The organism is Hymenobacter seoulensis, assembly GCF_054780535.1.
The window spans coordinates 161,607-174,818 of sequence record NZ_BAAGWD010000001.1 but is presented as its reverse complement, the minus strand read 5'-3'; the positions used below and the strand labels follow the sequence as shown (position 1 = coordinate 174,818).

The window sequence follows — 13,212 nt, the reverse complement described above, 5'->3', positions numbered from 1 at the left end:
TTGACGGCAGTTTGCTACCTAGGGCCACCGCCTCTAAGGTAGAAAATTTGGCGCAGGTACTAGCCTGCCTCACACCACAAACCGCCCAGCTCCTATTCTCCCCTCTGAGCTGCCACGGCTCCTGCCTTTTTTAGGCGGCGCTCCATACTTTCCTATGCCCCTCCGCAAACTCGCTCATCTTACCCTTCTTGCCCTTGGCCTACTCACGGGCCTAGCCGTGTTTTTCGTGGCGCAGCTGCGCTTCAATTACAACTTCAACGACTTCTACCCTGCCGGCGACCCCGACCTGGACTACTACCTGCAGTACTCCGGGCGCTTCGGCAACGACAACGACTACGTGCTGCTGGGCCTCGAAGCTCCGGCTGGCCAGACGGTGTTCGAGCCCAGCTTCCTGACCAAAGTTGATTCGCTGACGCGCTTTATTCAGGGCCGGGCGCACGTAACGCAGGTATCGTCGCCGACGAATGCTACCAACCCGGTGGTAGAAGGGTTGGGCGTGTTCAACATTCCGTACCTGCACCCCCAGGAGCCCAGCCGCCGGGCTCAGGACTCCGTGCTGGTGTACCGTACGCCGGGCCTGGTGGGCAACCTCATTTCCAAGGATGCGCGGGCGGCCACCATCCTGTTCCAGACCTCGCCCAACCTCAGCAAACCGCCCGGCGACTCGCTGCTGGCCGCTGTGCGCACAGAGCTTACTAGGCAAGGCTTCGCCGACGACCAGTACCACCTCGCCGGCAAAATGGTGGCCCAATCCGTATTCGTCGACCGGCTTCAGATGGAGCTGATGGTGTTTATGAGCCTTTCCGTGGTGCTCGTGACGGGGCTGCTGTGGCTGACGTTCCGCACGTGGTGGGGCGTGGTGCTGCCACTGGTGGTGGTGCTGGGCTCCATTTTGTGGGGGCTGGGCGTGATGTCGGCCTTTGGTATCAGCATTGACCTCATGACGGCCCTGCTGCCCGTGATGCTGTTTGTGGTGGGCATGTCCGATACCATTCACATCATCACGCGCTACGTCACGGAGCTAGGCTACGGTGCCAGTAAGAAGGATTCGTTGCTGATTGCGCTCAAGGAATCGGGGTTCGGCTCGGGGCTTTCGGCGCTTACTACCAGCATCGGTTTCTTTACCCTGATGACGAGCACCATCCGGCCGATTTACAACTTTGGGCTGTTTACGGGGGTAGCGGTGCTGCTCACGTTTGTGCTTTCGTTTACGCTGCTGCCGGCCATGCTGGTGCTGCTGCGCAAGCCCCAGCTGCGGGTGCCGCGCGAGCAGGGCCACAGCTGGGACGGCGTGCTGGGCCGCCTGTTCCGGACGGTGCTGGCCCGCCGCCACTGGGTAGTAGCCATCAGCGGCCTGGTGCTGGCGCTGTCGGTAGCTTCGGCTTCGCGTATTCGTATCAACTCGGCTCTCCTCGATGACCTCTCGCAAAACGACCCGGTAAAGCTGGATTTCAAGTTTTTCGAGCGGCAGTTTGCCGGCGTGCGGCCCTTTGAGCTGGACCTCAAGCCGGGCGCCGGGCGCGATATTTACAGCCTGGACGTGCTCCGCCAGACCGAGAAAATAGAAGGTTACCTGCAACACCAGTACGGCCTTAACTTCGTGGCCTCGCCGGTTACCATCATCAAATCGGTGCGCAAAGCCCTGAACGGAGGCCTGCTGGAAGAATACCGCCTCCCCGACTCGGAAGCCGAGCTGGCCCGTCTTACGCGCAAAGTCAAGCTGTTTCGTAAGAAACCGGAGTTCCGGGCGCTGGCCCTGCCCGATGGTACCGAGGGCCGCCTCACGGGCCGCATGCCCGACGTAGGCAGCATCCGGGCCGATAAACTGAATGCCGATTTGCGCCGTTTCCTGCGCGCGGAGGTCGACAGCACCGTGCTGCGGACTAGGCTCACGGGCTCAGCCAACCTCATCGATAAAAACAACGAAAACCTCACCCTGAACATGATTACGGGCATGAGCATCGATATTGTGATGGTCACGCTCATTGTATTGCTCCTGTTCCGAAGCGTGCGCATGACCTTGGTGGTGCTCGTACCCAACCTAGTGCCCATCCTGATTGTGGCGGGCGTAATGGGGGCGGCCGGCGTGAGCATGAAGGTGAGTACCAGCATCATTTTCACCATTGCCTTTGGTATTGCCGTCGATGATACCATCCACTTCATCAGCAAACTCAAGCTAGTGCTGCTCGATGAGCCCAGTCTGTTCAAGGCGGTGCGCAAAACCTATCTCATGGCGGGCAAAGCGGTTATTGTCACGTCCCTGATTCTGGTGGGCGGCTTCTCTACGCTGATTTTCTCTTCTTTTGACGGCACGTTTTACGTGGGCTTGCTCATCGGCCTTACGCTCCTGTTTGGGGTAGTAGCTGAGCTGACGTTGCTGCCCATTCTGATTCTGTATTTCTATCGCCACAAGCCCAAGGAAATCAGGCAGCCGGTGCCGGCTTTGGGCGGTTAAGCGACCTAGGAAATGAGCCCCGCAACCCCAAAAGCGGTTAGGCAAAGTAGGCGAAGTGGCGCTATGAAAACGGCCGGGTAAACTACGCAGCTTCCTTCGTCGTTACTTTGCCCTATGACGAAACGCTTCCTGCCCCTTCTTTTCGCCCTTTCCTGTGGTAGCGCCCTGGCCCAAACTCCTGCACCCACCCAGAATGACCCGCTGCCCCGCCTGATTAAAGAGCGGGAACTGATGGTGCGGCAATATGAAGAAGCCAACTCCCAGCGCAACAGCCTCTTCGGCAACAAGGCCAGTAAAAAAGACTTGCAGGAAGTGGTGGATGCCCTGAAAGGCATCATCCGGAAAGACACCGAAATTGTGCGCGCCGTGCAGGATGCCACCCTGCGCCGCACGGCCAGCGTGGTGGCCGAAAACCAGCAGGCCAAGCAACAGGTAACCGTGGCACAAACCGACCAAACCAGCACCCGCCAGCGCTTCTACGACCTGGAAAACCAAATCAGCAACCTGGAGCTGCGCGAGAAGCAACGCGCCAAAAAGCTGCAGGAGTTGCAAGCCGTAGCGGATGATGCTACTGCCGCCCGCACCAGCCGCGAGCTGCTGGCCGCCGGCCTGGCCGTACTCTGCGCCGGCTTGCTGTGGTACATTCTCAAGCTCCGCAGCCGGTTGGCTACTCCGGTGCGCCGCAAGCGGTAAAGGAGCCGGGCCCATAGCTTGGCACTTGGCACCACGCACTAGCCCCTACACCCACGCAAACTGCTGACAACTGCATCAGGTATTACTACCAGGAACTAGCTCCCACAGGAAACCACCTCAACTAAGGTGGCCCGAACAGCAGGCGCCACCGCGCCTGGAAACTGCGGGCGTGGCGCACATCATGCCAGAGGTCGCGCCACTCATGAAAGTTGAGGTAGAGGATGTTGTGTGAGGTTATGGGCTTGGTGAGGCCGTAGCGGGGCCGTTCCACTTCCGGTTGAAAGGTGCCAAACAACCGGTCCCAAAGAATAAGGCTGGTACCAAAGTTTTTATCGAGGTATTGGGGGTTGTGGCCGTGATGCACGCGGTGATGCGAGGGCGTCACGAACACGAACTCAAACCAGCGCGGCAGCCGGCCCACAGATTCGGTATGAATCCAGAACTGATACAGCAGGTTGATTTCGTAGCAGGTAAACAGGATAACCGGCGGAATGCCTGTTAGCCAAGCCGGAATAAAGAAAATGATTTTGAAGTGCTGGGTCCAGGAGCTGCGGAAGGCCGTAGACAGGTTCAGGTGCTCGGAGGAATGGTGCGTAACGTGCGTAGCCCACCAGATACGCTGCTTGTGGGCCAGGTAATGTGCTACGTAATTGCAGAAATCAACGGCCAGATAGCCCAACACCCAGGCCCACCAGCTGGCCGGAAGGCGCCACAGGGCCAGGTTGCAGAAGAACAGCCCAAAGCTCAAAATGGCGGTTTTCAGCCCCAGATTAAGCCCCATATTGCCCACTCCAATACCAAACGACGCCCAGAAATCGGGGGCATCGTAGTGGCGGTGGGCATCATGCCGCGTTAGGTACCACTCCAGCGCCACTGAGGCCAGAATTAGGGGCAGACAGTACGGTACCAACGGCACGAGCTCCTGCTTGAGTTGAGCTACTTCCATCATGCCCAGAAGATAAGAAGCGCTGGCCACAGATGCCAGCCCCCACGCAGCCAAACGCGGGGATGCTTGGCCGCCAACCCGTATTTTTGACGCTATGCTGGTTCCCGCCGCCCAATTCCTGACGTATGCTGAAGCTGTAGCGCTGTACAACCTGCTGCTTGAGGTGGAGGTAGATGCGCTGGTAAAAACTTGTGGCCCACCCTCCTTTCCGTTCGGCGACGGCCTGTATTACCAACTGCTGATTGAGGAAGCCGATGCGCCCGCCGCCCAGGATGTGGTGGATGCGTTTGAGCGGCATCGCACCACGGCCGCCCCCCTGCGCTGCCCCACCTGCGGCACGCCGGAACCTACGCCCGTAGCACACCCGGCCTGGTGGAAACGGCTCTATTACGCGGGTACTACCCTGCACACCTGCCCCAACTGCCATGCGGAGTTCCCGCTCTGAGCTAGGTCTGATTTGGCCTTAAACTTATTGACACCTGGCATAGAAACCGCTTCAAACCGGCTGGCCTACCGACAACAGGAGCTCCTCGGCGGTTTACAGGTGCCGGAGGGCTAGTGCTATCAGTAGGCCTGAGTTACGCTTAGCGTATCTGAATCTGTCGGGTAATGGTTTCGTCAGTGGTTGAGAGACGCAGCAGGTACAGGCCACTAGGCAGGTCACGCACCTCCAAGAGCTGGGTTGCCGGCGCGGTGGATTCGGCCAGTTGCATCGTCCGGACAACGCGGCCGTGGAGGTTCAGCAGTTGCACTTGGGTAGCGGGCAGCGGCGGTAACCGCAGGGTCAGCACGTCGCGCACCGGGTTCGGGAACAGGCTAAACACATTCCAATCGATACTCCGCCGGTTCAGCTTATTGGAAAGCACGGCCAGAAAGCTGGTGGTGCCGTTGGCCTTCACCCGATGGGGACCAAAAGCCACCTGGTTTGTTAGCGTGCCTCCCAGGAAAATACGCAGGTGCTGCAGGCTGGGCCCGGGTGCTACGGCCAGCGCCTTACTGGAGCTCGTTCCATCGGCATTTTCCTCCCATGCCACCGCACCAGTAGGCTGTAGGGCCACCACAGCCGCTTCGCCGGGTGGGCGCGTGAGGCCCACCACAGCGCCCTGCAGCAGCGGCACCGGCGAAAGGTTACATACTGCCTGGGTGGTAAACGGAACCACCTGGCCTATGGAGCGAAGCCATGTTACGGCCCCAGAGGAAGTAAACCGGGCCACAAACCCTTCCGTGCCGGTACCGGCCGTGAGCGTGCTCGTCCCAACACCAATGGTGCCCCTGAAGCTTCCCGCAACGTAGCTATTGCCCAGCGCATCTGCCACCAAGGAGCTAACGCCGTCGGTTGTACCGGTCGTAATCCAGCGGACTGCCCCGGTTTGCTGGCTGAGCTTAGCTAGTAAGCAGTTGCCGCCGGCCGAGCTGGGCAATACGTTGCTGCCCACGGTAAGCGGACCAAAATAGCGCCCCAGCATATACACCCCGTTGCGGGCATCTGCCCCGATGTCAATTCCTGCTGAGCTTAGGGTGCTTCGCGCGCCTAGGCTCCACCGGTACTGGCCAGCATTGTTTAGCGCGAGCACATATAAGCTACGGTTGCTGCTCTGTACGCGGGTGCCATCATCCAGCACAAAGCCTCCATTGCAGATGCCGGTTACGTAAGAGTTGCCCTGCAAGTCAGAGGCAATAGCCGAGCCGAGCGTTGGCACAAACTCGTTTCCGGCCCGAACTCCCCAGCGGATAGCCCCATCGGCTGAAAGCTTAAGTATAACAATGCGGTCCGTGAAATTAACGGCAGCCGATCCGCCGGGCAGGCTGCTGATGTTGCCGGTATACCCTCCTAGCACATACGACTCGCCAGACAGCGGATGAACGCTGATATCGATGCCGGTCACGCTGCTACTCGTTCCCGTTACTACGGGTGTTGCGCCCAGAGTAGTCACCCACTCTGGTTTGCCTTGCGGACTAAACCTAGCTACCAGCAAATCAGTGGTAGTACTGGTAGCGGTGAGGCGTGTTTTGCCCACGGTAATGGTTCCGCTGAACTGCCCCGTAACGTAGGCATTACCGGCCAAATCAGTTGCTACCGCTTGCACCGTGAAGGGTTGGGCATCGGCCCATTGCCACTTTGATTGCGCCAGCATAGGCAGCGCACCTACCAGATAAAAAAAGACGAGCGAAAGAAGTTGTAGTGGTTTCATGGCCTACACGATGAGGAGAACAACAGTCCCTGAATCAGTCATCGAGCGCACACAAAGCCCGCCACACAAAGCCTCTCTTTCCCGCTAGCTTTGCCCCAGATAATACACGTTAGCCATAATAAAGTACAGACTTGAATATAAGCATTATATTAAAATTTATTGCGCAAGGGTGAATCCATGATCTGATGGCCAACTATTACTCAGCCACTAGGTCCCTTTACCAGCGCAACCGTCCGGGCTCCTGCTCAAAAAACGCAGAAACACCCGCCACTACCCGCCAGCCTGCTCCTAGATTTTTACCTAGTGTGCGCATGCTGCCTATGCAAGAATGTCCTGCAAAACAGAAAGACAAGCTATGCTTGCCGAAGCCTCTTGTGCTGATTTTGGGCTAGTATCCCAACGAACGAATCGAGCAAGATGCTCCGGTAAGCGCAGCATGACTATCCTTTTATGATGGGGCCATACAGCCTACCATACCCTGTTTGGTCTGCGCTTACATCATCAGCTTCTCTGCCCTAAATACATCATCGGCGGCTTGCAGGAGCTTGGCGCGCAGCTTCGGGTTGTAGTTCGGATGCGACGCCAGAAACTCCCGCACGGTGCGGGCGGCAGTGGGCGTTTGGTAGGAACCCAGCGTGGCCTGCAGCCAGGAAGCGGGGAAGAAAATGTCCCCGGTTTGCTGAATTTCTTCGAGCAGGGCCAGACTTTGGTGCAGGTACTTTTCGGAAGTAGCGGCCCGCAGCGGGTGGTGCAGGTAGGCAAGGGCGGCCGTTACCCAGGCTTCTTTTTCGCGGTTCTTCTCATCAGAGAGCGAGGCAAAAAAGGCGTCGCGGATTTGCACATCAGGCGAGAGGGCTGGCATCAGGAACTCCATGCGCTTCTTGCGGTCGGGGTTCTGGATGCGGGTGAGTTGCTTCGGCAAGATGGGCGAAGTGGCGGGGTAGTCGCGGACGGCTAGGGCCAGGGCCAGGGCGGTGTAGTCGTCTTCGGTGAGTTTCACGCCCGTAGGCGCCTGCTGCTTATCCCAGATCTGGTAGAGGCGCGTTTGGGCTTCTTTGCTCAGGGCAACGGATTGGTAGGCTTTGAACAGCAGCTTTTTGGAGTTGGCGTCCGGGTTTTGCTGCATGGTCTGCCACAGCTCCCTCTCCAGCGTAGGCGCCAGCGCCAGACGATCAGCCGGCTTCAGCAGCTTCCAGTAGATATCCGTGAGCTGTCCGGTCAGCAGCTTGATGTTCAGCTCTTCTTTCTCCTTCGGCAGCGCCTGCCGATACACCTCTAGCAGTTGGCGTGGCATAATGCTGCGGCCATTGAGCATGTTTTCGTAGAGGTTTACGTAGGCCGAAGCGCGGGCCACGGGGTTCTGCAACTGGCCTAGGCCAGTCGTCAGCTGCTTATCAAGCGGAAACACGCCGTAGCCCAGGCCCGTGGAGTTGAACAGAATAAACGCCGGTGCGGCTTCTCCTTCCGCCTGGGGTAGCAAAACCTGGCGCTGGTTCATGTTCACCGTCAGCTCCTTCAGCTGGCCGCCGGGGTACACCAGCAGCACCTCAAACAACTGGGGCCACAGCCTTTCCGACTTGTCCTCGGCTTGCTGGGTGAGCTGTAGGCTGGCAATCTTGCCGTTGCTGGTTTTCAGATCGTAGTCGAAGATGGGGCGGCCGGGCTGGTTTACCCACACTTGGTTCCAGGCCTGGAGGTCGGCGGGGGTGCGGGCGTCGAGGATCTGGATGAGGTCGGGCCAGGTGGCGTTGCCGAAGCTGTATTTTTTGAGGTACTCCTGCAGGCCTTGGCGGAAGGGCTCCTCTCCCATCAGGCGCTCCAGCTGCCGCATCATAATGGGCGCTTTGTGGTAAATGATGTTGCCGTAGAGCGAGCCGGCATCCTTCAGGTTATCTAGCTCCTGCCGGATGGGGTTGGCCCCGGTAGTACGGTCGACGCCGTAGGCCGCGGGATAATGGTCGATGACGAACTTGAGGTCGTAGTTGGAATTGGCTACGGCCACCTGCGTGATTTTATCGGCCATGAAGTTGGCAAACACCTCCTTCATCCACACGTCGTTAAACCACTGCATAGTCACCAAATCACCGAACCACATGTGGGCGGTTTCGTGGGCAATGAGGTTAGACCGACTGATTTTCTGATCCTGGGTAGCGCCTTCATCCAGAAACAGTGTGCTGGCCTTGTAGTCGATAGCGCCCACGTGCTCCATGCCGCCGTACTGGAAATCGGGCAAGGCTACGAAATCGAACTTGCGGAACGGGTACGGAATGGCAGTGTAGGCCTCTAGAAACTTCAGCGCGTCGGCATGAATCTGGAAGATAGGGCCCAGACTCAGGCGCAATTTATCCTGGTCCGTTTCCCGATGCAGAAACTGCATATCCCGGCCCGCCAATGTGCGCGAAACTCGCGTAAACTTCCCCGCCGCAAACGAGAACAAGTAGGTGCTGATGGTATCCGAAGGCGCGAAGCGCAGGGTTTTGCTCGTGGCCGTGGTGGTGGAATCGAGCAGCGGGCCGTTGGCCAAGGCCTGCCACTCGGGCGGCATCGTGAGCGTGAGCTGAAAGGATGCCTTCAGATTAGGCTGGTCGAAGACCGGAAACACGGTGCGGGCGCGGTCAGGCACGAGCAGCGTGTAGAGGAAATCCTCGTTGCGGTTGAGGCTCTGATTGCCGGCCGTAAATTCAATTTGAACTTCGTTCGGGCCGGCTTTTAGGCTTGTGAGGGGTAGTACCAGGTGCTCTTGCCGGAAGTCAATCGTTACGGGCTTGCCATTCACCGTGAGGCTTTTCAGATGGTCGGCCTGCTCCTTGAAATCGAGCTGTACAAGCTGGCTGGCATCCGTGAGGTGAAACCGGACGGTTTCGGTGGCCGCAATAGGCTGGTCTTTGCGCGCCGGCACGAATAGCTGTAGTTCGTAGCCCAGGCGGGAAAGGCGGCGGGCACGGTCTTCCGCCAGTTGCTGGCTTACGCCAGGCACCACGGCTACAGGCACCGAAGGTGGGGAGGCATCAGGAAACATGAGCTTTTTAGAGCAGGACAACAGGCCTAGGGCAAGCAGCAGCGCGCTTGTGCGCACACTAGTAGTATATTGAAGCTTCATTCCAGAAAATTCCATCAGGTCGAAGACCCAAGGTAAAGCAAACCAGCCGATGGCCCAGCCTTTGCGGAGAAACTCAGAGCAGCCGCCCGTGCAGCTGTACCCGCTCGGCGATGCCGCCATTGTGCTGCAGTTCGGCACTACCATCGAGGAGGCCACGCACCGCACCATTCAGGCCCTAGGCCACTACCTGGACCAGCATCCATTTCCGGGCTTTCTCGAATACGTGCCCGCTTTCACCACCCTCACGGTGTACTACGACCCGTGGGTGGTCAGCCGGGCGGGCCAGCAAGATCCCTACAAAAGCGTGGCCAGCGCCTTGCAGCATTTGCTCCAGAAAGCCCCCACGGCTGCTGCTGAGGCAGCAACTGATGTAGTAGAAATTCCGGTGTGCTATGGCGGACGATTTGGACCCGATCTGGAGCTAGTAGCCCGCCACATTGGCCTAGCGCCCGCCGAGGTAATTGCCCTGCACACTGCGCCCGACTATCTGGTGTATATGATTGGCTTTGCACCAGGTTTCCCGTACTTGGGCGGCATGAATGAGCAGCTGACAACGCCCCGCAAAACCCAGCCACGCGCCCTCGTGCCGGCGGGTTCCGTGGGCATTGCCGGCGGCCAAACGGGCGTATACTCGATGCCTACACCGGGCGGCTGGCAGCTGATTGGGCGCACGCCGCTCCGGCTGTTTACGCCCGAAGCAGCATCGCCGAGTCTGCTGCACGCGGGCCAGCGGCTGCGGTTTGTATCCATCTCAGCGGAGCAATACCAGCAGTATGAGTTGTAGCATTCTTCGCCCCGGCCTGCTTACTACCCTGCAAGATGCTGGCCGCTTCGGCTATCAGCAGGTGGGCGTCATTGTGAGCGGCCCCATGGATGCGCGCGCGCTGCGGGTGGCCAACCTACTGGTCGGCAACCCGGGCGGTGCGGCGGCGCTGGAAATCACCCTGCTCGGGCCCAAAATCCGATTCGAAGCTGACCACCTGATAGCTCTCACGGGCGCAAACCTGTCGGCCAAGCTCGATGGCAAGCCTGTTCCGCTTAACCGGCCGATAGCGGTAAGGCGTGGCTGCGAGTTGGCCTTTGGCTCGGCGCGCATGGGCTGCCGGGCTTACCTGGCCGTTTCGGGCGGGTTTGAGGTACCGGCAGTGCTAGGAAGTCAGTCTACCTATCTGCGGGCAGGCATTGGTGGCCTAGAAGGACGGGCTTTGCGCGCCGGCGACGTGCTGCCCGCCCCCGGCCTCACTCCTGCCGGAAAGCGCCTCCATCAGCAGTTGCTAGGCCACTCCTCGGGCCAAGACTGGGCCGCCAGCACCTGGTATCCTGACCCGCAGCTTACGCCTGTACCCAGCAGCAGTCCACTCATACGGGCCATGCGGGGGCCGGAATACGCGCTGTTCACGGAGGAAAGTCAGCAGGTCTTTTGGCAGGAAGAATTCACCGTTACACCGAACTCCGACCGCATGGGTTTCCGGCTGGCTGGCCCGGTTCTGCAGCTGCAAAATGAGCTGGAAATTCTCTCCACGGCCGTTACCTTCGGCACGGTGCAAGTGCCGGCCGCGGGTGAGCCCATCGTGCTCATGGCCGACCATCAAACCACGGGCGGCTATCCGCGCCTGGCGCAGGTGATGACGGCCGACTTGCCTCGCCTAGCCCAGGTGCCGCCCGGCGGACGCCTGCGCTTTCAGGAAATTAGTCTTTCGGATGCCCAATACTGGTATCTGCACCAGGAACAAGCACTTCAGCAACTCCAACGGGGCCTTGCCCTATTTCACTTTCGATGAACCCACCCTACTCCGTCGACCTGAACTGCGACATGGGGGAAAGCTTCGGCGCCTACTCCCTGGGCCACGACGAAGCCATCCTGCCGTTTGTTACCTCCGCCAACATTGCCTGCGGCTACCACGCCGGCGACCCGGCCGTTATGAAGCGCACTGTGCGACTAGCCCTGCAACACGGTGTCGCCATCGGCGCCCACCCTGGCCTACCCGACTTGGTGGGTTTTGGACGGCGCGAAATGGCCATTTCTCCGGAAGAGGCCTACGATATGACAGTGTACCAACTGGGTGCCCTGGCGGCTTTCGTGCGGGCGGAGGGCGGCACCGTACACCACGTAAAACCACATGGCGCGCTCTATAATATGGCCGCCGTCAATCCTGGCCTTGCCGAAGCCATTGCCGAAGCCGTGTACCGCGTGCAGCCCCAAGCCTGCCTCTACGGGCTGGCCGGTAGTGCCCTTATCAGCGCGGGCCAGAAGCTAGGCCTGTCCGTGGCCCACGAGGTGTTTGCCGACCGTACCTACCAACCCAATGGCACACTCACGCCCCGCCGCCAGCCCAACGCCCTGATTACAGAAGCCTCCGCTTCCATTGCGCAGGTGGTGCGCATGGTGAAAGAAAGCCGGGTGCGGGCCCTTTCCGGCGAGGAAGTAACCATTCAGGCGGATACCGTGTGCCTGCACGGAGATGGGGCCCACGCCCTGGAGTTTGCCCAGCAGATTCGGGCCGCGCTGCGCGAAGAAGGTATTGCGGTGCGGGCTCATCAGCCGGTTTCCGCGTGAGGCCGGCGCGCAACTGGGGCGTCCTGATTGGGGCGGCCTTCCTGATGGCTACCTCGGCCGTTGGCCCCGGCTTCCTGACCCAAACTACCGTTTTTACTCAATCGTTGGGGGCCAGCTTCGGCTTTGTTATTCTCACCTCAATTCTCATTGATATTGGGGTGCAGCTCAACATTTGGCGGGTTATAGCCGTGTCGGAAATGCGGGCCCCAGATATTGCCAACCGCGTGCTGCCGGGCCTGGGCGGCTTTATTTCGGCGCTTATTGTACTAGGTGGCCTAGCGTTCAACATCGGTAACGTGGGTGGCGCTGGCCTAGGCCTACAGGTGCTAACCGGCCTACCCGTTACGCTCTGCGCCGTAGTGGCGGCGGCTTTGGCCCTGCTGGTGTTTGTGGTGCGCGAGGCCGGCCCCGTCATGGACCGCTTTGCACAGCTTATGGGGCTAGTCATGATTCTGATAATCATTTACGTGGCCGTTACAACGCACCCACCCGTTGCGGAAGCGGCCCTGCGCACCTTCGTACCTTCTCGCATCGACCTCACGGCTATTATTACCCTAGTGGGCGGCACCGTGGGCGGCTATATCACGTTTTCCGGCGGCCACCGCCTGCTCGATGCCGGCATCAAAGGCACCTCGGCACTGCCCCAGGTGACGCAAAGCGCCATCATGGGCGTTTCCGTCGCCTCCCTGATTCGGGTGTTTTTGTTTTTGGCAACGCTTGGCGTGGTGAGCCGGGGCCTGGCCATCGGAACCGAAAACCCACCTGCGTCGGTATTTCAGCTGGCGGCGGGCCAAGTGGGCTACAAACTGTTTGGCGTGGTGATGTTTGCGGCGGCTATTACGTCCATCATTGGCTCGGCCTATACTTCCATCTCCTTTCTGAAGTCGATGGTACCCAGCGTAGCGGCGAACGAAAACCGCTGGATTATCGGGTTCATCGTTCTATCCACCCTAGTCTTTGTCACGATTGGCAAGCCTGTAAGCCTACTGGTGTGGGCCGGGGCCCTGAACGGGTTTATCCTGCCCATCACCCTAGGCACCCTGCTCGTCGCGGCCTACCGCCCCAGCGTCGTCGGCACCACGTATCGCCACCCGCTGTGGCTCGCGCTGTTTGGAGGCCTAGTGGTACTCGTCATGACCTGGATGAGCGGAACCGTGCTGGTGCAGCAAGTAGCGGCTTTGTTAAAGTAAGTTTGGTTGGGCCCAGCTACCAGAACGTAGCTCCCCTCCTCAGATGAGGAGGGGTTGGGGGTGGTTGACAATCGTTGTT

General features: G+C 59.4%; 10 protein-coding genes. 7 read left to right on the top strand and 3 right to left on the bottom strand.

Annotated features, from left to right (window positions below; genetic code table 11):
- Window positions 1–154 precede the first annotated feature (154 nt).
- The gene (locus ACYVHC_RS00760) at window positions 155–2,455 is read left to right on the top strand and encodes an efflux RND transporter permease subunit (RefSeq protein ID WP_460611747.1); all 2,301 of its coding nucleotides are present in this window, start codon (window positions 155–157) and stop codon (window positions 2,453–2,455) included.
- A 114-nt stretch (window positions 2,456–2,569) separates the two neighbouring features.
- The gene (locus tag ACYVHC_RS00755; protein WP_460611746.1) at window positions 2,570–3,148 is read left to right on the top strand and encodes a hypothetical protein; all 579 of its coding nucleotides are present in this window, start codon (window positions 2,570–2,572) and stop codon (window positions 3,146–3,148) included.
- Between the two features lie 121 nt (window positions 3,149–3,269).
- Here ACYVHC_RS00755 and ACYVHC_RS00750 read toward each other — a convergent pair whose 3' ends face one another.
- On the bottom strand, window positions 3,270–4,097 hold the full coding sequence (locus ACYVHC_RS00750) for a sterol desaturase family protein (protein ID WP_460611745.1): 828 nt from the start codon (window positions 4,095–4,097) through the stop codon (window positions 3,270–3,272).
- A gap of 91 nt (window positions 4,098–4,188) precedes the next feature.
- Between ACYVHC_RS00750 and ACYVHC_RS00745 the strand changes: the two genes are divergently transcribed.
- Window positions 4,189–4,539: a hypothetical protein gene (locus ACYVHC_RS00745; RefSeq protein ID WP_460611744.1), complete on the top strand. Its 351-nt coding sequence runs from the start codon at window positions 4,189–4,191 to the stop codon at window positions 4,537–4,539.
- Window positions 4,540–4,678: 139 nt separating this feature from the next.
- Here the strand turns inward: ACYVHC_RS00745 and ACYVHC_RS00740 are convergent, their stop codons facing one another.
- Entirely contained in the window at window positions 4,679–6,286 is a 1,608-nt protein-coding gene (locus ACYVHC_RS00740; protein WP_460611743.1) for a T9SS type A sorting domain-containing protein, read from the bottom strand.
- Between the two features lie 493 nt (window positions 6,287–6,779).
- A complete protein-coding gene (locus ACYVHC_RS00735; RefSeq protein ID WP_460611742.1) occupies window positions 6,780–9,386 on the bottom strand; it encodes a M1 family metallopeptidase in 2,607 nt (868 codons plus the stop codon).
- A 49-nt stretch (window positions 9,387–9,435) separates the two neighbouring features.
- Between ACYVHC_RS00735 and pxpB the strand changes: the two genes are divergently transcribed.
- Genes pxpB through ACYVHC_RS00715 form a run of 4 tightly spaced genes read left to right on the top strand, consistent with a single transcriptional unit; the run spans window position 9,436 to window position 13,133 of the window.
- Window positions 9,436–10,170, top strand: coding sequence for a 5-oxoprolinase subunit B family protein (gene pxpB, locus ACYVHC_RS00730; protein WP_460611741.1), 735 nt, complete (start codon window positions 9,436–9,438; stop codon window positions 10,168–10,170).
- The gene (locus tag ACYVHC_RS00725) at window positions 10,160–11,167 is read left to right on the top strand and encodes a 5-oxoprolinase subunit C family protein (RefSeq protein WP_460611740.1); all 1,008 of its coding nucleotides are present in this window, start codon (window positions 10,160–10,162) and stop codon (window positions 11,165–11,167) included. The genes pxpB and ACYVHC_RS00725 overlap by 11 nt, the downstream gene beginning before the upstream one ends.
- Window positions 11,164–11,943: a LamB/YcsF family protein gene (locus ACYVHC_RS00720; RefSeq protein WP_460611739.1), complete on the top strand. Its 780-nt coding sequence runs from the start codon at window positions 11,164–11,166 to the stop codon at window positions 11,941–11,943. The genes ACYVHC_RS00725 and ACYVHC_RS00720 overlap by 4 nt, the downstream gene beginning before the upstream one ends.
- Window positions 11,940–13,133, top strand: a complete 1,194-nt coding sequence (locus tag ACYVHC_RS00715) for an NRAMP family divalent metal transporter (RefSeq protein ID WP_460611738.1) — start codon at window positions 11,940–11,942, stop codon at window positions 13,131–13,133. The genes ACYVHC_RS00720 and ACYVHC_RS00715 overlap by 4 nt, the downstream gene beginning before the upstream one ends.
- Window positions 13,134–13,212 lie beyond the last annotated feature (79 nt).

Bases quoted from the DNA above. Each gene is read 5' to 3' on its own strand.
- ACYVHC_RS00725 (WP_460611740.1), top strand. From the start codon at position 10,160: ATGAGTTGTAGCATTCTTCGCCCCGGCCTGCTTACTACCCTGCAAGAT.
- ACYVHC_RS00740 (WP_460611743.1), bottom strand. From the start codon at position 6,286: ATGAAACCACTACAACTTCTTTCGCTCGTCTTTTTTTATCTGGTAGGT.
- ACYVHC_RS00745 (WP_460611744.1), top strand. From the start codon at position 4,189: ATGCTGGTTCCCGCCGCCCAATTCCTGACGTATGCTGAAGCTGTAGCG.
- pxpB (WP_460611741.1), top strand. From the start codon at position 9,436: ATGGCCCAGCCTTTGCGGAGAAACTCAGAGCAGCCGCCCGTGCAGCTG.
- ACYVHC_RS00755 (WP_460611746.1), top strand. From the start codon at position 2,570: ATGACGAAACGCTTCCTGCCCCTTCTTTTCGCCCTTTCCTGTGGTAGC.
- ACYVHC_RS00750 (WP_460611745.1), bottom strand. From the start codon at position 4,097: ATGATGGAAGTAGCTCAACTCAAGCAGGAGCTCGTGCCGTTGGTACCG.
- ACYVHC_RS00735 (WP_460611742.1), bottom strand. From the start codon at position 9,386: ATGAAGCTTCAATATACTACTAGTGTGCGCACAAGCGCGCTGCTGCTT.
- ACYVHC_RS00760 (WP_460611747.1), top strand. From the start codon at position 155: ATGCCCCTCCGCAAACTCGCTCATCTTACCCTTCTTGCCCTTGGCCTA.
- ACYVHC_RS00720 (WP_460611739.1), top strand. From the start codon at position 11,164: ATGAACCCACCCTACTCCGTCGACCTGAACTGCGACATGGGGGAAAGC.